Annotated in this window: 17 protein-coding genes; 13 read left to right on the forward strand and 4 right to left on the reverse strand. The window is 68.1% G+C overall.

The genetic code is table 11. The annotated features are described in order from the left end of the window. Positions 1-25 precede the first annotated feature (25 nt). The 13 genes from pyrR (at position 26) to ACU18_RS06260 (ending at position 15,076) form a co-directional block, all read left to right on the forward strand. On the forward strand, positions 26-613 hold the full coding sequence (gene pyrR, locus ACU18_RS06200; RefSeq protein WP_050684662.1) for a bifunctional pyr operon transcriptional regulator/uracil phosphoribosyltransferase PyrR: 588 nt from the start codon (positions 26-28) through the stop codon (positions 611-613). Next, positions 610-1,641, forward strand: a complete 1,032-nt coding sequence (locus ACU18_RS06205) for an aspartate carbamoyltransferase catalytic subunit (RefSeq protein WP_050684663.1) — start codon at positions 610-612, stop codon at positions 1,639-1,641. The genes pyrR and ACU18_RS06205 overlap by 4 nt, the downstream gene beginning before the upstream one ends. Then, entirely contained in the window at positions 1,641-2,978 is a 1,338-nt protein-coding gene (locus ACU18_RS06210) for a dihydroorotase (protein ID WP_050684664.1), read from the forward strand. The genes ACU18_RS06205 and ACU18_RS06210 overlap by 1 nt, the downstream gene beginning before the upstream one ends. Further along, positions 2,978-3,496 (forward strand): PH-like domain-containing protein, encoded by a 519-nt coding sequence (locus ACU18_RS06215; RefSeq protein ID WP_050684665.1) that lies wholly within the window; start codon positions 2,978-2,980, stop codon positions 3,494-3,496. The genes ACU18_RS06210 and ACU18_RS06215 overlap by 1 nt, the downstream gene beginning before the upstream one ends. 54 nt (positions 3,497-3,550) lie before the next feature. Then, positions 3,551-4,780, forward strand: a complete 1,230-nt coding sequence (gene carA, locus ACU18_RS06220; protein ID WP_157370950.1) for a glutamine-hydrolyzing carbamoyl-phosphate synthase small subunit — start codon at positions 3,551-3,553, stop codon at positions 4,778-4,780. Next, entirely contained in the window at positions 4,780-8,094 is a 3,315-nt protein-coding gene (gene carB, locus ACU18_RS06225; RefSeq protein ID WP_050684667.1) for a carbamoyl-phosphate synthase large subunit, read from the forward strand. Before carA ends, carB begins: the two co-directional genes overlap by 1 nt. Next, positions 8,087-8,941 carry an orotidine-5'-phosphate decarboxylase gene (gene pyrF / locus ACU18_RS06230; RefSeq protein WP_050684668.1) on the forward strand — a complete coding sequence of 285 codons (855 nt, stop codon included), beginning with the start codon at positions 8,087-8,089 and terminating at the stop codon, positions 8,939-8,941. Before carB ends, pyrF begins: the two co-directional genes overlap by 8 nt. 112 nt (positions 8,942-9,053) lie before the next feature. Beyond that, entirely contained in the window at positions 9,054-9,371 is a 318-nt protein-coding gene (gene mihF / locus ACU18_RS06235; protein ID WP_050684669.1) for an integration host factor, actinobacterial type, read from the forward strand. A gap of 44 nt (positions 9,372-9,415) precedes the next feature. Continuing rightward, the gene (gene gmk / locus ACU18_RS06240) at positions 9,416-9,988 is read left to right on the forward strand and encodes a guanylate kinase (protein ID WP_050684670.1); all 573 of its coding nucleotides are present in this window, start codon (positions 9,416-9,418) and stop codon (positions 9,986-9,988) included. A 35-nt stretch (positions 9,989-10,023) separates the two neighbouring features. Continuing rightward, positions 10,024-10,284 (forward strand): DNA-directed RNA polymerase subunit omega, encoded by a 261-nt coding sequence (gene rpoZ, locus ACU18_RS06245; protein ID WP_003800778.1) that lies wholly within the window; start codon positions 10,024-10,026, stop codon positions 10,282-10,284. A gap of 39 nt (positions 10,285-10,323) precedes the next feature. After that, complete coding sequence (gene coaBC / locus ACU18_RS06250; protein WP_050684671.1) at positions 10,324-11,562, forward strand: bifunctional phosphopantothenoylcysteine decarboxylase/phosphopantothenate--cysteine ligase CoaBC; 1,239 nt, start codon at positions 10,324-10,326, stop codon at positions 11,560-11,562. Positions 11,563-11,639: 77 nt separating this feature from the next. Next, on the forward strand, positions 11,640-12,875 hold the full coding sequence (gene metK / locus ACU18_RS06255; protein WP_050684672.1) for a methionine adenosyltransferase: 1,236 nt from the start codon (positions 11,640-11,642) through the stop codon (positions 12,873-12,875). 89 nt (positions 12,876-12,964) lie between these two features. After that, a complete protein-coding gene (locus tag ACU18_RS06260) occupies positions 12,965-15,076 on the forward strand; it encodes a primosomal protein N' (protein ID WP_050684673.1) in 2,112 nt (703 codons plus the stop codon). On the opposite strand, the gene ACU18_RS06265 is transcribed toward ACU18_RS06260, so the two are convergent. The 4 genes from ACU18_RS06265 to ACU18_RS06280 are packed head-to-tail and all read right to left on the reverse strand — an operon-like array spanning position 15,073 to position 18,932. Beyond that, a complete protein-coding gene (locus ACU18_RS06265) occupies positions 15,073-16,149 on the reverse strand; it encodes a glycosyltransferase family 4 protein (protein ID WP_050684674.1) in 1,077 nt (358 codons plus the stop codon). The genes ACU18_RS06260 and ACU18_RS06265 overlap by 4 nt on opposite strands. After that, positions 16,146-17,066, reverse strand: coding sequence for an alpha/beta fold hydrolase (locus ACU18_RS06270; protein WP_050684675.1), 921 nt, complete (start codon positions 17,064-17,066; stop codon positions 16,146-16,148). Before ACU18_RS06270 ends, ACU18_RS06265 begins: the two co-directional genes overlap by 4 nt. A gap of 11 nt (positions 17,067-17,077) precedes the next feature. After that, a complete protein-coding gene (locus ACU18_RS06275) occupies positions 17,078-17,947 on the reverse strand; it encodes an aldo/keto reductase (RefSeq protein WP_050684676.1) in 870 nt (289 codons plus the stop codon). A gap of 10 nt (positions 17,948-17,957) precedes the next feature. Continuing rightward, entirely contained in the window at positions 17,958-18,932 is a 975-nt protein-coding gene (locus ACU18_RS06280; protein ID WP_050684677.1) for a sugar-binding transcriptional regulator, read from the reverse strand. Positions 18,933-18,967: the final 35 nt, after the last annotated feature.

The following is an 18,967-nucleotide window of genomic DNA, read 5'->3' on the forward strand; positions in this document are numbered from 1 at the left end:
GAGGCGGGGAAAGGGGAGACGAGCGTTGACATCTGTCACCAGCGCGCCGGTTCCAGCCAGGGTTGTCCTCAGCCCGGCGGACATTGACCGGGCACTCACTCGTATCGCCCATGAGATCCTCGAAGCCAACAAAGGCTCGAAGGACCTGGTCCTGCTTGGCATTCCACGCCGCGGCTACCCGCTGGCAGTGCGGCTGGCCGAAAAAATCGCCGCCGCAGACCCCACCGTTGACGCCGCCACGATCGTTGGCCAGCTGGACGTCACCATGTTCCGCGACGACCTCTCCCACCAGGGCACCCGCCCCGTGTACCCCACAAGGCTTCCCCGCACCGGCATCGACAACAAAGTGGTGGTGCTGATCGACGACGTCCTGTACTCGGGGCGGACCATCCGCGCCGCCCTGGACGCCCTGATCGACCTTGGCCGCCCCCGGATCGTCCGGCTGGCCGTGCTGATCGACCGCGGCCACCGCGAACTGCCCATCCGCGCAGACCACGTGGGCAAAAACCTTCCCACGTCGTCGTCCGAGAAAGTCCGGGTCCGGCTCGAAGAGACCGACACCGCGCCCGGCGGCGACCCCGTCAACGAAGTAGTGATCGAGGGCGGCGCATGAGGCACCTGCTCTCCACCCAGGACCTCAGCCGCGGCGACGCCATCCGCATCCTGGACACCGCCGAGGAAATGGCCGCCGTGGGGGACCGCGAAGTCAAAAAGCTGCCCGCCCTGCGCGGCCGCACCGTAGTGAACCTCTTCTTCGAGGACTCCACCAGGACCCGCATCTCCTTCGAAGCCGCCGCCAAGCGCCTCTCCGCCGACGTCATCAACTTCGCAGCCAAGGGATCCTCGGTCTCCAAGGGCGAATCGCTGAAGGACACCGCGCAGACGCTGGCCGCCATGGGTGCGGACGCCGTGGTCATCCGGCACTGGGCCTCCGGCGCGCCGCACCGCCTCGCTTCCACCGACTGGATCGACGCCGCCGTCATCAACGCCGGCGACGGCACCCACGAACACCCAACCCAGGCCCTGCTGGATGCCTTCACCATGCGCCGCCACTGGTCGCGGCTGGCAGGCACCGGTTCCCAGGGCGCCGACCTGTCCGGCATGCGGGTGGCCATCGCCGGCGACGTCCTGCACTCCCGGGTGGCCCGCTCCAACGTGTGGCTCCTGCGCACCCTGGGCGCCGACGTCACCCTGGTGGCCCCGCCCACCCTGCTGCCCATCGGCGTCGAACAGTGGCCGTGCAAGGTCAGCTATGACATGGACCGTACCCTCGAGCAGGGTGTCGACGCCGTCATGATGCTCCGGGTCCAGGGCGAACGCATGAACGCCTCGTTCTTCCCCAGCACCCGCGAATTCTCCCGCCGCTGGGGATTTGATGACAACCGGCTGCGGTCCCTGGACACCCTGGGCATGAAGGACACCATCATCATGCACCCCGGGCCCATGAACCGCGGCCTCGAAATCAGTTCCGCGGCCGCCGACTCACCGCGTTCCACCGTCCTGGCCCAGGTCCGCAACGGCGTGTCCGTCCGGATGGCCGCACTGTACCTGCTGCTTTCCGGGGACACCCGCGAACCAGCCGCCACCCCGGGAGCGGGCCACTTCGCCGGCGCCGCCCCTTCCACCAAGGAGAGCATCTGATGGCAGCGAACACCGGAACCTACCTGATCCGCGGCGCCTCCGTGCTGGGCGGCGCCCCTGCAGACCTGCTGATCCGCGACGGCGTCATCGCCGAAACCGGCACCGGCCTGGCAGCCGGGGACGCCACCGTCATCGAGGCAGCCGGCCTGGTGGCGCTGCCCGGCATGGTGGACATCCACACGCACCTCCGCGAACCCGGCCGTGAAGACGCCGAAACCGTGGAAACCGGCACCCGCGCGGCCGCCCTGGGCGGTTACACGGCCGTGCACGCCATGGCCAACTCCAACCCCGTCGCCGACACCGCCGGCGTTGTGGAACAGGTCCACAGCCTCGGCAAGGCCGCCGGCTGGGTGGACGTCCGCCCCGTAGGCGCCGTCACGGTGGGCCTGGCCGGCAAGCAGCTCGCGGAACTCGGCGCCATGGCGGACTCCCGCGCCGGCGTACGGGTCTTCTCAGACGACGGCATCTGCGTCCACGACCCCGTGCTGATGCGCCGGGCGCTGGAATACGTCAAGGCCTTCGACGGCGTGGTGGCCCAGCACGCGCAGGAACCGCGCCTCACCGAGGGCGCCCAGATGAACGAGGGGGAGGTCTCCTCCGTCCTGGGGCTTGCCGGCTGGCCCGCCGTCGCTGAGGAAAGCATCATCGCCCGCGATGTCCTGCTCGCCCAGCACGTCGGTTCCCGCCTGCACGTTTGCCACGTCTCCACCGCCGGATCGGTGGAAATCATCCGCTGGGCCAAGGAACGCGGCATCAACGTCACCGCCGAAGTCACCCCGCACCACCTCCTGCTCACCGATGACCTGGTGCGCAGCTACGACCCCGTCTTCAAGGTCAACCCGCCGCTGCGCACCGACGCCGACGTCCAGGCCCTCCGCGCGGCGCTGGCCGACGGCACCATCGACGTGATCGGCACGGACCACGCACCGCACCCCAGCGAGCACAAGGAATGCGAATGGGCTCAGGCGGCCATGGGCATGACGGGCCTCGAAACAGCCTTGTCGGTGGTGCAGGAAACCATGATCGAAACCGGGCTCTTCAGCTGGGCGGACTTCGCCCGGGTCACCTCCACCGTGCCCGCCGTGATCGGCCGGGTAACAGACCAGGGCCGGCCGCTGGAAGCCGGTGAGCCAGCCAACGTGGTGCTCGTGGATCCCGCCGCGCGCTGGACCGTGGACCCCTCGGCCATGGCCACCATGGGCCGCAACTCGCCGTTCAAGGGCCTGGAGCTTCCCGGCAAGGTGGTGGCCACGTTCTTCAAGGGCCACCCCACAGTCCTCAACGGCGCCCTGAACACCCCCTACCGCGGCGCCGGAACCACGGAAGGGGCCGCCTGATGGACAGAATCCTCCCCGGACTCCTGATGCTGGCGGTCATCGCCGTTGTGTTTGTCCTGATCTGGGTGGGCTGGCGGAACCGGCTCAAGCGCCAGTCCGACGTCGAACAGCTCCCCGCCGTGCCCGCCGCACCTGGCGAGCCCATCACCTCTGCCGAGGGCCAGTACGTTGCCACCACCACCGGCGGCGACTGGCTGGACCGGATCGCCGTGCAGAGTCTCGGCATCCGCACCAACGCCACCCTCGCCGTCCACCCGCACGGGGTGCTCTTCGAGCGGACCGGCGCTCCCGCCCTCTACATCCCTGCCGCGTCCCTCACCGGGGTCCGGCAGGACAGCGGCATGGCAGGCAAGTTCGTCGAAAAGGACGGCCTGCTGGTGCTCACCTGGCTGCTTGGCAGCCGGGAACTGGACACCGGTTTCCGGACCCGCCGGGCCGCCGACAAGGACGTCCTGCACGCCGCCCTTACGGACCTGATCTCCCCAGCCCCCGCGGCTGGCACCACCAGTGGAAAGTAGGACCCAGTGACCGAAACCCGCAACGCCACAGACCCAGCAGTGAAAGCGAAAACAGTGACAGCAACCGCCACACCCCGAAGTGCCGCCAACCACGGCACCCCGTCCGCCCCGGCAGCACTGGTCCTCGAGGACGGCCGCATCTTCCGCGGCCGCAGCTACGGCGCCACCGGAACGGCCCTGGGCGAGGCAGTGTTCGCCACCGGCATGACGGGCTACCAGGAAACCATCACGGATCCTTCCTACGCCCGCCAGCTGGTGGTGCAGACCGCCCCGCATATCGGCAACACCGGTGTGAACAAGGACGACGCCGAGTCCCGGCGGATCTGGGTGGCCGGCTACGTGGTCCGCGACGCCGCCCGCCGCCCCTCAAACTGGCGTTCCGAGCGTTCCCTGGACGAGGAACTCATCGAACAGGGCGTTGTAGGCATCCAGGGCGTCGACACCCGCGCCATCACCCGCCACCTGCGGGAAAACAAAACCATGCGCGCCGGGATCTTCTCGGGCGACGCGGCCAACGCCACGGATAAGGAACTGGTCTCCGCCGTCCTGGCGAGCTCACCGATGGAAGGGTCCCGGCTCGCGGAGGAAGTCAGCGTTGACGAAGCCTACGTCGTGGAGCCCGCTGACCACGGCTGGGACGGCGACGCCCGCTTCAGCATCGCCGCGATCGACCTCGGCATCAAGACCATGACGCCCGTCCGCTTCGCCGAACGCGGTGTCCGGGTCCACGTCCTGCCCGCCACCGCCACCCTGGCAGACGTCCAGGCCGTCAACCCGGACGGTTTCTTTATGTCCAACGGGCCAGGCGACCCCGCCACCGCCGACGCCCAGGTCAACCTCCTCCGCTCCGTCCTGGACGAGAAGCTGCCGTACTTCGGCATCTGCTTCGGCAACCAGATCCTGGGCCGCGCCCTCGGATTCGGCACCTACAAGCTGCGCTACGGCCACCGGGGCATCAACCAGCCCGTCATGGACCGCCGCACCGGCAAGGTGGAAATCACCTCGCAGAACCACGGTTTCGCCGTGGACGCTCCGCTCGACGGCGCCACGTTGGCCCCCGAGGAGCGCTTCGGCCGTGTTGAGGTCAGCCACGTCAGCCTCAACGATGACGTCGTCGAAGGCCTCGCCTGCCTCGACATCCCCGCGTTTTCGGTCCAGTACCACCCCGAAGCCGCAGCCGGCCCGCACGACGCCGCCTACCTCTTCGACAGGTTCATCGACCTGATGGAAAGCACCAAAAACGGCGCCCAGAACACCAACGACAACACTGAGGACACCAAGTAATGCCCAAGAGAACTGACCTCAAAAGCGTCCTGGTCATCGGTTCCGGCCCGATCGTCATCGGCCAGGCCGCCGAATTCGACTACTCCGGCACCCAGGCACTGCGTGTCCTCAAGGAGGAGGGCCTGCGGGTCATCCTGGTGAACTCGAACCCGGCCACCATCATGACGGACCCCGAGTTCGCCGACGCCACCTACATCGAACCCATCACCCCCGAGGTGGTGGAGAAGATCATCGCCAAGGAACGGCCTGACGCTGTCCTCCCCACCCTCGGCGGGCAGACGGCCCTGAACACGGCCATCGCCCTGGACAAGAACGGTGTGCTGGAGAAGTACAACGTGGAGCTGATCGGCGCCAACATCGCCGCGATCGAACTCGGCGAGGACCGCGAAAAGTTCAAGGGCGTGGTGGAGCGCTGCGGCGCCGAATCGGCCCGCAGCCACATCATCCACACCATCGAGGAGGCCCTCAAGGCCGCCGAGGACCTGGGGTACCCCATGGTGGTCCGTCCCTCCTTCACCATGGGCGGCCTGGGCTCCGGCCTCGCGTACGACGAAAGCGACCTGCGCCGCATCGTCGGCCAGGGCCTGCAGTACAGCCCTACATCCGAGGTGCTCCTTGAAGAGAGCATCCTGGGCTGGAAGGAGTACGAGCTTGAGATGATGCGCGACAAAAACGACAACGTTGTGGTGGTCTGCTCCATCGAGAACTTCGACCCCGTAGGCGTCCACACCGGCGACTCCATCACCGTGGCCCCGGCGCTGACCCTCACCGACCGCGAGTACCAGCGGCTGCGTGACATTTCCATCGCCGTCATCCGCGAAGTCGGCGTCGACACCGGCGGCTGCAACATCCAGTTCGCCGTGGAGCCTGACACGGGACGCGTTGTTGTGATCGAGATGAACCCGCGCGTCTCCCGGTCCTCCGCCCTGGCCTCCAAGGCCACAGGCTTCGCGATCGCCAAGATCGCCACGAAACTGTCCCTGGGCTACACCCTGGACGAGATCCCCAACGACATCACGCAGAAGACCCCGGCGTCCTTCGAGCCGACGCTGGACTACGTGGTGGTCAAGGTTCCCCGGTTCGCGTTCGAGAAGTTCCCCGCCGCCGACAACACCCTCACCACCACCATGAAGTCCGTGGGCGAGGCCATGGCGATGGGCCGCAACTTCACCGAGGCCCTGCAGAAGGCGCTGCGCTCCCTGGAGCAGAAGGGCTCGCAGCTGGACTTCAGCAGCGTCCCGGAATGGGAAGTCGCTGAGCTGATCGAGAAGTCCAAGCGCCCCACCACTGACCGCCTGCACCAGGTCCAGCGCGCCCTCCTGGGCGGCGCCACCGTGGAACAGCTGTTCGAGGCCACCAAGATCGACCCCTGGTACCTGGACCAGCTGCAGCTGCTCAACGAGATCTCGCACGAAATCCGCCAGGCCTCCGCCCTGACCAAGGAAATGCTGGAGCGGGCCAAACGCCACGGCTTCTCCGACGAGCAGATCGGCGCGCTGACACACAACTCCGAAGCTGTGGTCCGCGGCGTCCGCCAGGCCCTGGGGATCCGCCCGGTCTACAAAACGGTGGACACCTGCGCCGCCGAATTCGCCGCCTACACCCCGTACCACTACTCGTCCTACGACGAAGAGGACGAGGTGGCGATGCACGCCAAGCCGTCGATCCTGATCCTGGGCTCCGGGCCCAACCGGATCGGCCAGGGCATCGAATTCGACTACTCCTGCGTCCACGCCTCCATGGCGCTGCGCAAGGCCGGCTACGAAACGGTCATGGTCAACTGCAACCCGGAAACGGTGTCCACCGACTACGACGTCTCCACCCGGCTGTACTTCGAGCCACTCACCCTCGAGGACGTCCTCGAAGTCATTGCCGCTGAAGAGCGCACCGGCGGCGTGATGGGTGTCTTCGTCCAGCTGGGCGGCCAGACGCCGCTGAAGCTGGCGCAGCAGCTCGCCGACGCCGGCGTGCCCATCCTGGGCACCTCACCGGAAGCGATCGACCTCGCCGAGCACCGCGGCATGTTCTCCCGCGTCCTGGACCAGGCCGGCCTGATCGCCCCGAAGAACGGCACCGCCGTGTCCTTCGAGGACGCCAAGAAGATCGCCGACGAAATCGGCTACCCCGTCCTGGTCCGCCCGTCCTACGTGCTGGGCGGCCGCGGCATGGAAATCGTTTACGACGAGCCCAACCTGTCCCGCTACATCGCCAACGCCACGGAAATCACCCCGGACCACCCGGTGCTGATCGACCGGTTCCTTGAGGACGCCGTCGAAATCGACGTCGACGCCCTCTTTGACGGCACCGACATGTACCTGGGCGGCATCATGGAGCACATCGAGGAAGCCGGCATCCACTCCGGCGACTCCGCCTGTGTCCTGCCGCCCATCACCCTGGGCACCAACGTGCTCGAACGGGTCCGCACGGCAACCCGCGCCATCGCCGAAGGCGTCGGCGTCCGGGGCCTGATCAACATCCAGTTCGCGCTGGCCTCTGACGTCCTTTACGTCCTCGAAGCCAACCCGCGGGCGTCCCGCACCGTACCGTTTGTGTCCAAGGCCACGGGCGTGCAGATGGCCAAGGCCGCTGCCCTGATCGGCACCGGCGTCACCATTGGCCAGCTCCGCAGCGATTACAAGATGCTGCCGGAAACCGGCGACGGTTCCACGCTCCCGCTGGACGCCCCCGTGTCCGTCAAGGAGGCCGTGCTGCCGTTCAGCCGCTTCCGCACCGTGGAGGGCAAGGTGGTTGACTCCCTGCTTGGCCCCGAAATGCGGTCCACCGGTGAGGTCATGGGCATCGACAAGCACTTCGACACCGCCTTCGCCAAGAGCCAGGCCGCAGCCAACAACGCCCTGCCCACTGAAGGCAAGATCTTTGTCTCCGTGGCCAACCGGGACAAGCGCTCCGTGATTATGGGCGTCAAGCGGCTCTCCGATCTGGGCTTCGAGATCGTCTCCACCGGCGGTACCGCCGACGTCCTGCGCCGCAACGGCATCCAGGCCACCCCGGTCCGCAAGGTGGCCGAGGGATCCAGCGCCGACGGGGAAGGCACCATCGCGGACCTGGTCATCGCCGGGGAGATCGACATGGTCTTCAACACCCCCTCCGGCGGCGAAGCCCGAAGCGACGGCTACGAACTGCGGGCAGCGGCAACCTCGATCGGGATTCCCTGCATCACCACGGTGGCTGAGTTCAACGCGGCGGTCCAGGCCATCGAGGCCATGCGCACCTACGAATGGTCCGTCACCAGCCTGCAGGAACACGCTGCCGCGCTGGCCGCCTCGCAGGAAGCGGCCCGCCGGAATGCCTGAGCAGGAATCCGCCGGCCGGGAGCCTTTCGGTTCCCGGCTCGGCGCGGCCATGGCCAGCCGCGGCCCGCTGTGCGTGGGCATTGACCCGCACCCGGGCCTGCTGTCCGCGTGGGGGTTGAACGACGACGCCGAAGGACTGCGGACGTTTTCCCGCACCGTCCTGGACGCCGTAGGTTCCCTCGCTGCCGCGATCAAGCCGCAGGTGGCCCTGTACGAACGCCACGGCTCGGCCGGCATGGCGGTGCTCGAGGAACTGCTCGCAGCTGCCACCGAGACAGGCGTGCTGACCATCGCGGACGCCAAACGCGGCGACATCGGCTCCACCATGGCCGCCTACGCGGACGCCTGGCTGCGGGACGGTTCGCCGCTCGCCGCGGACTCCGTGACCCTCAGCCCCTACCTGGGCTTTGAGTCGCTGCGCCCGGCGCTGGACCTGGCCGCGGAAACGGGCCGGGGCGTATTTGTCCTGGCACTGACGTCCAACCCGGAAGGAGCTTCCGTCCAGCACGTTGGCGGTGCGGACTCCGTGGCCCGGCGGATCGTCGAAGCGGCGGCAGCGGAGAACACCCGCTACGCCGGGGACCTGGGCTCGGTGGGCCTGGTGGTCGGCGCCACCGTGGGCTCCGCTCTGGCAAGCCTGGACCTTGATCTGGCGGCCGTCCGCGGCCCCATCCTGGCTCCGGGACTGGGAGCACAGGGGGCCACCCCCGCGGATCTGCGCGCCACGTTCGGCGCGGCGTATCCGCAGGTGCTGGGCACATCCAGCCGCGACATCCTGTCCGCCGGCCCCGATCCGGTCCGGCTCCGGGCAGCTGCGGCCCGGACCCTGGACGGGCTGTGCGGGTAATAGGGCGCCGTTTAGGCCGATCCATTGATTCACGCAGTCCTGAAGAGTAGTTTCAGGACAGGTTCAAGGGCGGCCGCCCTGGACCATCCGCCGAATCCGGGGGTGTCCTCTTATGGTCCTGCGACCTTTATCTGCTGCGGAACGCGCTGACGCACTTCACAAGGCGGCAGCCGCCAGGGCTACCCGGGCGGACGCCAAGGAGAGCCTGAAGAACGGCAAGCGCTCCGCGGCGGACATCATCAGTTCGGCGGGGGAGGACGACGCCCTGGCCAGGATGCGCGTGTCCGAACTGCTCGAATCGCTGCCCGGCATCGGAAAGGTCCGTGCCGCCGCCATCATGGAGCAGCTCGGCATCGCCGCGTCCCGGCGGGTCCGGGGCCTCGGCGTGCACCAGCGCCAGGCGCTGGTAGATTTTATAGACGAGAGTTAGCGGGCCGCATCGGGCCGCATCCCCACCCCCGGCAAAAGGAATACGTGCACAAGTTACCTGGACTGACAGTCCTCGCTGGTCCGACGGCTGTTGGCAAAGGCACCGTGTCCACCTACATCCGCGACAACTACCCCGAAGTGTGGCTGTCAGTGTCCGCCACCACCAGGGCGCCCCGCCCGGGCGAGGTTGACGGGGTGCACTACTTCTTCAAATCCAAGGACGAGTTCGAACGGCTCATTGCCGAGGGTGAATTCCTTGAGTGGGCGGTGGTGCACGGGCAGAACACGTACGGCACGCTGAAGAGCACGGTGAACCAGGCCATCGCCGACGGCAAGTCGGTCCTCCTGGAGATCGACCTGCAGGGCGCGCGCCAGGTCAAGGAGGCCCTCCCGGAGGCGCAGTTCGTCTTCCTGGCCCCGCCCAGCTGGGAAGAACTGGTCCGCCGGCTTGTGGGCCGCGGCACGGAATCCGCCGAGGAGCAGCAGCGACGGCTGGAAACCGGTAAAGTGGAACTTGCTGCTGAACCGGAGTTCGACCACACAGTCATCAATGATGACGTCCGCCGGGCAGCGGACGAGCTTGTTTCACTCATGGGGCTGACCCCGCATCCACATTGACCGCTTCGTCAGCCCGCTAGTAATTTGGAGAATTCGTGTCCACGAACCTTGAAGGCATCATCAACCCGCCGATCGATTCGCTGCTTGAGGCAGCCGATTCCAAGTACGGCCTGGTGATCTTCGGTGCCAAGCGTGCTCGCCAGATCAACGCTTACTACGCCCAGCTGCACGAGGGTCTCTTCGAGTACGTTGGCCCGCTGGTCGACACCAAGTTGAACGAAAAGTCCCTCTCGATCGCGCTCCGCGAGATCAACGAAGGCAAACTGGTGTCCACACCGATCGAAGCCGCAGAGTAGTCCTGCAGCCGAGCCTGACTTGCTGTTGACGGAGGTCACGTGCGCATAGTCCTCGGAGTCGGGGGAGGGATTGCCGCCTACAAGGTGGCATCGCTCCTCCGGCTTTTTACTGAAGCCGGCCATCACGTCACGGTGATCCCCACCGAGGCGTCCACCCGGTTTGTCGGCACTGCCACCTGGGAAGCCCTCTCCGGCAACCCGGTGAGCAACAGCGTTTTCGACGACGTCCACCAGGTCAACCACGTCCGGTTGGGCCACGAGGCGGACCTCGTTGTGGTGGCCCCGGCCACCGCGGACCTTCTGTCCAAAGCGGCAGCCGGCCAGGCCGGTGACCTGCTCACCAACACGCTGCTGATGGCCTCCGGGCCCGTGCTCTTCGCCCCCGCCATGCACACCGAGATGTGGCAGCACGCCGCAACCCGCGCCAACGTGGAAACCCTGCGCAGCAGGGGAGTGGCGGTCCTGGAACCCGCCAGCGGCAGGCTGACAGGCTCCGACTCCGGATCCGGCCGCCTGCCCGAGCCCGCAGACATCTTCGCCGCCGCGATGGCCCTGATGCACGGCGACACCGACATCGCGCTGCCGCTGGCCGGCCGCACCGTCACCATCAGCGCCGGCGGCACCCGGGAACCCCTGGATCCGGTCCGGTTCCTGGGCAACCGGTCCTCCGGCAAGCAGGGCGTGGCCCTCGCCGTGGCCGCCCGGAACGCCGGCGCCACAGTCCGGCTGCTCGCCGCCCACATGGAAGTCCCTGCGCCTCCCGGCGTCGAGACGGTGTCCGTGGAGACTGCCCTGCAGCTTCGCGAAGCCGCCCTTGCCGCCGCAGCTGATTCCGACGTCGTAATCATGTCCGCCGCCGTGGCCGACTTCCGGCCGGCGGAAATCTCCGGCACCAAAATCAAAAAGCGGGACGACACCGCCGACCCCGTCATCAGCCTGGTCCGCAATCCGGACATCCTCCAGGAGCTGGTGGAGCTCCGGAACCAGGGCCCGGAGCGCGAAGACCAGCTTATTGTCGGTTTCGCCGCCGAAACCGGGGATGAACAGGGCGGTGTGCTGGCTTACGCGCAGGCCAAACTGCAACGCAAAGGCTGCGACCTTCTGGTGGTCAACCACGTGGGCGCGGACAAGGTTTTTGGCCAGGACACCAACGCCGTGGTCATCCTGTCCCGCTCCGGCTCCGAACCACAGGAGGCCGCCGGAACCAAGACCGAGGTTGCGGCGGCAGTCATCCGCAGGATCGGCTGTGAACTGAACCACGTACCGCACCGCGCCTGACGTGATCCGGGCCACCCCCGCTTAGCGCGGGGTCATGTCCCGGCGGGCGCGCCGCCTCCAACCAGTAAGGTAGTTGAGTGACTTTACCGCTGCACCTTCCCCAGACCTCCCGGGCTACGCCCGCCGCCCTCCGGCTCTTCACCTCAGAGTCCGTGACGGAAGGCCACCCGGACAAGATCTGTGACCAGATCAGTGACGCCATCCTGGACGCATTGCTGTCCAAGGACCCTGAATCCAGGGTTGCCGTGGAAACCATGGCCACCACCGGCCTGGTCCACGTGGCAGGCGAGGTCACCACCGACGCATACGTCGAGATTCCCCAGATCGTCCGGGAGACCATCCTCGGCATCGGCTACGACTCTTCAGCGAACGGGTTCGACGGTGCCCGGTGCGGAGTGTCCGTCTCCATCGGCCAGCAGTCCAACGACATCGCCGGCGGCGTCTTCAACTCCCTGGAAGCCCGGGAAGGCCGCCAGGAGGACGACTACGACCTTCAGGGCGCCGGCGACCAGGGCCTGATGTTTGGCTACGCCAGCGACGAGACCCCCTCCTTTATGCCCACCCCCATCTGGTTGGCCCACCGCCTCTCCGAACGGCTCACCCAGGTGCGCAAGTCCGGCGAACTGGCCTACCTGCGCCCGGACGGCAAGACCCAGGTCACCGTGGGATACGACGGCGATGTGCCCGTGTCCGTCGAAACGGTGGTCATCTCCAGCCAGCACGCCGAAGGCACCAGCCTCGCGCAGCTGCGCGCGGACCTTGCCTCGATCGTGATCGAACCCGTCCTGGCCGGCGCCAACCTGGACATCTCCCGCGCCGCGAACATCCTTAACCCGGCAGGCGAGTTCGTCATCGGCGGCCCGGTGGGCGACGCCGGCCTGACCGGCCGGAAGATCATCGTTGACACGTACGGCGGCATGGCCCGCCACGGCGGCGGCGCGTTCTCGGGCAAGGACCCGTCCAAGGTGGACCGGTCCGCCGCGTACGCCATGCGCTGGGTGGCTAAAAACGTGGTGGCCGCCGGCCTGGCAAAGCGCGCGGAAATCCAGATCGCCTACGCCATCGGCCAGGCCCGGCCCGTTGGCACCTACGTGGAAACCTTCGGCACCGAGACTGTCGATCCTGCCCGGATCAGCGCCGCGATAGCCGAGATCTTCGACCTGCGGCCCCGGGCCATCATCGACGCCCTGGACCTGAAGCGGCCCATCTACGCCAAGACCGCAGCGCACGGCCACTTCGGCCGCGACGATCCGGACTTCACCTGGGAACGCCTCGACCGCGTGGACGACCTCAAGGCCTACTTCAACGCCTAGGGTCCGCAGCCGCCGGGCTCCCGGCCGATTGTCGGTGCCTGGTGATTGGCTGGACCCATCCACCACCAGGCCGATCGGAGGTAGCCGCAGTGGTTGCTGACACCCCCGCCCAACCGGCACTGGAGCTTCCGGGCGCCCTGCAGCCCACACTGCTGCAGGGTTTCCCGGCCAAGCGGCTGCCCACCGGCGTACCCCTGGCACGGGAGCTGCCGGTGGCCAGGGTGCTGGTGGAATCGACGCTGCCGCACCTGGACCGGCCCTTCGACTACGCCGTCCCGGAATCCCTCGACCAGGCCGCCCAACCAGGCGTGCGGGTCAAGGTCAGCTTCAACGGCCAGGACCTCAGCGGTTTCCTCCTGGAACGCACAGCGGAGTCGGACGCCGGCCACACGCTTGTGCTGCTGGCCAAAGTCGTGTCACCGGTCCCGGTCCTCACCCCGGCCATCCGCGACCTGGTGAACGCCGTCGCAGCCCGTTACGCCGGCACTGTCAGCGACGTCATCCGCGTGGCCATTCCGCCGCGGGTGGCCAAACTGGACAAGGACTACCCGCTAACCGAATCCGGGGCGGAGCAGGATCCGCCCGCAGCTGCGCCGGATGCCGGCTCCGCCTGGGATACCTACCATAACGGGCCCGCCTACCTGCGGCACCTGGGCCAGGGCGGTTCCCCCCGGGCCGTGCTCCATCCGCTGCAGGGCTATGGCGCCGCGGGCTGGCCGCAGCTGATGGCCGAGGCCATCGCCGCCACCCACGCAGCGGGCAGGGGAGCCGTGGTGGTGGTCCCCGATTACCGCGACCTGGACCGCCTCGAGGCCGCAGTCCTGGCGCTTATACCGGCCAAAGCAGTGGCCCGGCTGACTGCCGATGACGGGCCCACCCCCCGCTACCGGAATTTCCTGCGCCTGCTCGCCGGAACCGCCACGGTGGCCATCGGCACCAGGTCCGCTGCGTTTGCCCCGGTCCGCAACCTGGGGCTTGTTGCCTGCTGGGACGACGGCGACGACCTCCACATCGAACAGCGCGCACCCTACGCCCATGCCCGCGAGGTCCTGCTGCTGCGCGCCGAACAGGAGGGCACCGCGTGCCTTCTGGCAGGGCACGCCCGAAGTACCGAGGTCCAGCGCCTGGTGGCTGCAGGGTGGGCCTTCCCGGTGGAATCGGGCCGCACCGAAATGCGGCGCACGGTACCGCGGGTGGTGAATACCGCCGACAGCTTTGAGCAGGACCGCGACCCCCTTGCCTCCATCGCACGGCTTCCCGGCGCAGCCTGGCGTGCCGCGAAGGACGGGTTGGAGCGCGGCCCCGTGCTGGTGCAGGTGGCCCGGGCCGGCTACGCGCCGTCGCTGGCCTGTGAAACCTGCCGGGAGCCGGCGCGCTGCGGAACCTGCCAGGGCCCCCTGGCGATCGCCGGGGCGGGGTCGGGCATGGCCCAATGCCGGTGGTGCTCCACGCCCGCCCCGGACTGGCGTTGCACGCACTGCGGTGGCCGGCATTTGCGCAAGGGCGCCACCGGGGTGCTGCGGACCGCCGAGGAACTGGGCCGGGCCTTTCCCGGCAAAACAGTTATCACCTCAGCCGGCGACCAGGTGAAGGCCACCGTAGGCTCCGGGAAGGCGCTGGTGGTGGCCACGGTTGGCGCCGAACCTGTGGCCGAGGGCGGCTACGCGGCCGCGCTGCTGCTGGACGGCGACTCGCTGCTGCGCCGGGAAAGCCTCCGCGCCGGCGAGGACACCGTGCGGCGCTGGTTCAACGCTGCCGCACTGGTCCGCCCCGCAGCGGACGGCGGCCTGGTGGTGGTCACCGCTGCAGACACCACGGCGGTGGGCGCCCTGCTGCGCTGGGATCCGGCCGGCCACGCCTACCGGGAACTGGCCCTGCGGACCGAACTGCAGCTGCCGCCGTCCGTCCGGGTCGCCTCCGTGACGGGGCCGCGCGCCGCCGTCGACCATTTCACCAGCACTGTGGCCGCGGCACTCGACACGGCAGGAACAACACTGCGGACCGCCGGGCCGGCGCCGGTGCTCCTCAACGGGCCGGCATCGGCACGCCGGCCGGCTGAGGACGTGCGGACACTGCTCTTCTTCTCCTATGCCCAGGCCGCGGGCGTGGTCCGCGTACTCCGGGCCACCCGGGCCGCGGCCGCCGCGAAGCGCACCGTGGAACCGGTGCAGCTGCGGCTGGACGGCGTGGACGTCCTCTAGAGCTGCCGCCGGCGGACAATTCCCTCGGCGACGGCCACCAGCTGGCGGGCCGAGTCCTCCCAGCTGAACTGGGCGGCCCTGGCCACGGAGCGGCGGGACACCTGTTCCCAGTGCTCCCGGTCCGCCAGGTCCGCCACCGCCGCGGCGAACCCGACGGGCGAGGCCGGATCCACGTACGCCGCAACGTCCCCGCCCACTTCTCGGAAAATGGGAATGTCACTGGCAATCACCGGCGTGCCCACGGCCATGGCCTCCACCAGCGGCAGGCCATATCCCTCAGCCCGGGACAGGCTGACCAGCGCCGTGGCCTTCCGGAGCAGCGCGTCGTACTCCGCATCGGTCACCCCGTTGTGGAACACCACCTGCGCGCCCGCAGGAACCAGGCGTTCCAGCTCCGCCCGCCGCGCGGGTGTGATCCTGCTGAGCAGGTGCAGCGTGAACCCGGACAGGCCGGCCATGCCCGCCACCATGGTTTCCACGTTTTTGTAAGGCATGAACGAGCCCATGTACACCAGTGAGTGGTCCGCGCCGGCAGCGGCGTCGCGGGGCACCTGGTCCGGCTGGGGTGCGTTGCTGATGATTTCCACCGGACGCTTGGTCAAGCGGTACTTTGCCATCAGCGCCTCGGTGGTCCGGCTGATGGTGGCCACCGTGTCCGCGCGGTCCAGCAGCAGCCGCTGCGGCCAGAACGCCTTGTGGTAAAGCCGCCACAGCACCCGGACAGGGGCCGGCAGGAATCCGGGCGGGGCGGGGTGCTCGTAGTAGATCAGGTCGTGCAGGGTCAGCACCAGGCCGTACTTCCGGCCCCACGTGCCCATGGTCTGCATCGGGCAGACCACCACGTCAGCGCCGAGCCTGTTGACCTGGCGTGCCACGAACAGCTCTTTTGGCGATAACGGGCTGCTGATCAGGGTGTACGGCACGTCCGGCAGCAGGGCCAGCTGCCGTGGATCGGACACCAGCATCTCGACGTCGGCGATCCTGGCGGTCGCCGCGATCAGGCTGGCACCGTAGCGGCTGATGCCGTCGTGGTGGTCGGTGCGGGTGAACCGGGCATCGATGACGATCTTCACGCGGGATGGTCCTTCAGGAAGCTGCGGATGTGGTGGGCGGCCGGTTCCGGCGTTTCGTAGTGGATCAGGTGTCCGACGCCGGGAATCACCTTCAGCTCGCCGTCCGGCAGCTGCGCCAGGAGGGTGTGCTGGTCAGGCAGGGCGGCGATCTCATCCTTTTCGCCGGCGATCAGCAGGACGGGCAGGGTAAGCCGGGCGGCCACCTCGGTGACGTTGCCGCTGACGGACGCCGTGAACGATTCGAGCAGGCTGTCCCGGTCGGCGAAGGCGCTGAAATAGGCATGGTGCTGGCCGTGGATGAACCCCCGCAGTCCCGGGTCCCTGGTCTTTGCCATGGCCTCGCTCATGATCCGGACAATCAACGGGCTGCGGAGCAGGGCAAGCCCTGCGCGGCGGGGGAGGCGGGCCGCGAGCCGGTAATACAGCACGGCCAGCCGCGTCATGACACCCTTGGGCCCTTCCAGCGCGGGTGCGGCGATCGGATTGACCAGGATCAGCGGAGTGACGGTGCCGGGGTTGGCTGCCACGAAGTGCGCGGCGATGATGGAACCGAAGGAATGGCCCAGCAGCACGGTCTCCGGCCCCAGTCCCAGTTCCGCCATGAACCCGGTGATGAAGCGGCCGTAGTGCGCCACGGAGTGGTCGCCGTCGGCGAAAGCGGCCGAGCTGCCGAAGCCGGGGAGGTCCGGCATGATGATCCGCATGTCCGGTAGGAGATCGGCCACGCGCAGCAGGCCGTGGTGGTCGCCGCGGAAGCCGTGGATGACCAGCATGGTCCTGGTTTCCGGGGCCGCGTGCTGCGGTTCGTAGGTCCAGTAAGCCACCGGAGCCCCCGCCAGCTGGACCACGCCGGCCGTCGTCCGCGCGGCCAGTCCTGCGCTGAGGTATGTGGGTGCGCCCGGGTCTGCAGTCTGCATAAGTGCTGGTCCTAGTTGACGGTGTCGGGGTGGGAGCCGGTGCGCTGGTTCCGGTCGAGGCCTGCGAGCGCGGCCATGTCCGCCGCGGACAGGTCAAAGCCGAAAACATCCAGGTTTTCGCGGAGGCGCGGTTCTGAGGATGCCTTGGGGATGGCGATGTTGCCCAGTTGCATGTGCCAGCGGAGGATTACCTGCGCGGGCGTCCGGTGGTGGGCGGCCGCAATGCCGGCGATGCCGGGATCCGTGAGGACCTGGCCGCGGCCCAGCGGACTCCACGCCTCGGTCCGGATCCCCAGGGTGGCGTGTTTGGCCCGGAGCTCCTCCTGCTGCAGCCAGGGGTGCAGTTCGACCTGGTTGACGGCGGGGACCACCTCTGCGGTTTCCAGGAGCCGGTCCAGGTGGGCGGGCTGGAAGTTGCTGACGCCGATCGCGCGGACCCTGCCTTCCCGGTAGAGGGTTTCCAGGGCGCGGTAGGTCTCCCGGTACAGGTCCTTGGCCGGGCACGGCCAGTGGATCAGGTACAGGTCGATGTAGTCCAGGCCCAGGTTGACCATGGACGTGTCGAAGGCCCGCAGGGCGGCGTCGTAGCCATGGTGGTCGTTCCAGAGCTTGGTGGTGATGAACAGGTCCCCGCGGGCCAGGGAGTTGCTGAGCTCGCCGGAACCGCCGCTGCCTGCCGGACCGCCCAGCAGGGGCGACAGCCCGCGGGCCACGCCGGTCTCGTTGCCGTACATGGCTGCCGTGTCGAAGTGCCGGTAGCCGGCATCCAGGGCTGCTGCCACGAGATCCGCGGTCCCTGCCGCCGGAACCTTGTAGAGCCCGAAACCGAGCTGGTCAATCAGCACGCCGTTGTTCAGGCCAAGCCGGGGTGAGGTTCTCATGTCCACGACTCTACCCACTTGCCGCCGCGAGCCCCTCAAAGTCCACCAGCCGCCGCGCAGTGGCCTCGTCCAGGATGAGGTCCGTGGCCAGGCCTGCTGTGAGTGCGCCGCGGAGGCCGTTGATCTTCGATTCCCCGGAGACCACGCAGATCCTCCGCCGGACCTGCCTCAGCTGTGCCAGGGAGGGGCCGGTGGAACGCTCGTTGAGCACAATGCCGTCCGAGGAGCCGTCGCCGCGGAAAAACACCGTTGCAACGTCGCCCACCACGTCCGAGGTGGCCAGGATATTCAGGTCGCTTTCGTCCAGGTAACCGCCGGCGTAGACGTGGCTGGGGTAGTCGGCGTCCACGGAACCGACACCGAAAATGGCGATGCTCATCTTGGCCTGCAGTTCGAGGATCCGCTGCACGCTGCGCTCATTCCACATGGCCGTTTTGGTTCCGGCGTGGTCGAAGAACGCGGGCACCGGGAACTGCTCCACCCGTGCACCGTAGGCACTGCCGAAGCGGCGCATGATGTCGCTGGCGTACGTGATTCCCGTGGTGTGCATGTTGCCCGCGCCGTTCAGCTGGACGATCACGCTGTCGTGCGTGATCTTCCGGGTGAGGTGCCTGCTGACGGCGCTCAGGGTGGAGCCCCAGGCCACGCCGATGATGGCGTTCGAGTCCACGATGGGCCCGATGGTCCGGGCCGCCTGCATCGCCACCCGGTCAAGGGTTTCGGCCTCGTTGAGCGTTTCCAGGACCGGAACCACGTGCACGTCCACGTTGTAGTGGCGGCGGATCATGCCTTCCAGCTCGGGTCCGGTGTCCAGGGGATTGCGGATCTGGATCTGCACCAGGCCTGAGTCCCGGGCAGAGGAAAGCAGCCGGGAAACGGTGGAGCGGGACGTCCTGAGCTCGCGGGCGATGGCATCCATTGTGAGGTCCTGGAGGTAATACATCTGCGCAGCCCGAAGCGCGTCGGAATGCCGGGAGGGGTCCATTGCAGGTCCGTTCTGCACGTTTGTGCATAGAGCTT

The sequence above is a fragment of the Arthrobacter sp. ZBG10 genome (assembly GCF_001238605.1).
Classification (GTDB): domain Bacteria; phylum Actinomycetota; class Actinomycetes; order Actinomycetales; family Micrococcaceae; genus Arthrobacter.

Bases quoted from the DNA above. Each gene is read 5' to 3' on its own strand.
- pyrF (WP_050684668.1), top strand. From the start codon at position 8,087: ATGCCTGAGCAGGAATCCGCCGGCCGGGAGCCTTTCGGTTCCCGGCTC.
- ACU18_RS06210 (WP_050684664.1), top strand. From the start codon at position 1,641: ATGGCAGCGAACACCGGAACCTACCTGATCCGCGGCGCCTCCGTGCTG.
- ACU18_RS06270 (WP_050684675.1), bottom strand. From the start codon at position 17,066: ATGCAGACTGCAGACCCGGGCGCACCCACATACCTCAGCGCAGGACTG.
- ACU18_RS06280 (WP_050684677.1), bottom strand. From the start codon at position 18,932: ATGGACCCCTCCCGGCATTCCGACGCGCTTCGGGCTGCGCAGATGTAT.
- ACU18_RS06205 (WP_050684663.1), top strand. From the start codon at position 610: ATGAGGCACCTGCTCTCCACCCAGGACCTCAGCCGCGGCGACGCCATC.
- mihF (WP_050684669.1), top strand. From the start codon at position 9,054: ATGGTCCTGCGACCTTTATCTGCTGCGGAACGCGCTGACGCACTTCAC.
- ACU18_RS06275 (WP_050684676.1), bottom strand. From the start codon at position 17,947: ATGAGAACCTCACCCCGGCTTGGCCTGAACAACGGCGTGCTGATTGAC.
- ACU18_RS06215 (WP_050684665.1), top strand. From the start codon at position 2,978: ATGGACAGAATCCTCCCCGGACTCCTGATGCTGGCGGTCATCGCCGTT.
- carB (WP_050684667.1), top strand. From the start codon at position 4,780: ATGCCCAAGAGAACTGACCTCAAAAGCGTCCTGGTCATCGGTTCCGGC.